Here is a 721-nt window from a genome sequence, read left to right as displayed (position 1 = left end):
AATAATGAGCGCATTATGAGTCGCTGTTATTTATAAGCCACTATCAAGAGAAATATTCTAATAAAGGGATATAAGCGCCTTCTATACACACTTATAGAGAGTTTTTTGCAAAACTGTTATAGTACGGACGCATACAATCAGGTGGACATTGGTTATTATTGTCTGGTTTTTAGTGACTTTGTGTTCACAAATAATGATTTATAAACCCAATACTTTTATCATTATTATATTATTCTACGTTTTTAATTGTAGTACTTAGGAAAAGTTATGACTGACCATGCCAACAACAGCGGTACTAATAAAAACGCGCCAGACCAAGCGTCTGTCACTGATGGTAATGACCATGCGCATAAAAACGAACAAATGATGTCGGATATGACAGCGTTTCCTACGATGCCAACCATTCCAAGTGATAGACCATGGCTTGACGCTTATGAGCGTTATGGTATCGATGCAACTATCGATATGCCTGATGATGAGACCTCTTTGCTTGAAGTGTTTGAACGTAACTTTCGTCGTTATGGACAAAAAACTGCTTACCTCTGTATGGGCGCATCCATTACCTTCAAACAATTGGATCTTTATAGCCGCCAAATCGCAAGCTACTTACAATCATTGGGATTGGATAAAGGCGATAAAGTTGGCGTCATGATGCCAAACATTTTGCAGTATCCGATCGTTATGCTCGGTATCATTCGTGCCGGTATGGTATTGGTCAATG

At 38.7% G+C, this 721-nt stretch carries 1 protein-coding gene; it reads left to right on the top strand.

Annotated features, from left to right (window positions below):
• Nucleotides 1-267: 267 nt before the first annotated feature.
• On the top strand, nucleotides 268-721 hold a 454-nt coding region (locus ACS8FD_RS20380), incomplete at its 3' end, for an AMP-binding protein (protein WP_439277204.1).

It is taken from the genome of Psychrobacter sp. 1U2 (assembly GCF_051847575.1).
This window is presented reverse-complemented; position numbering and strand designations above follow the sequence as displayed.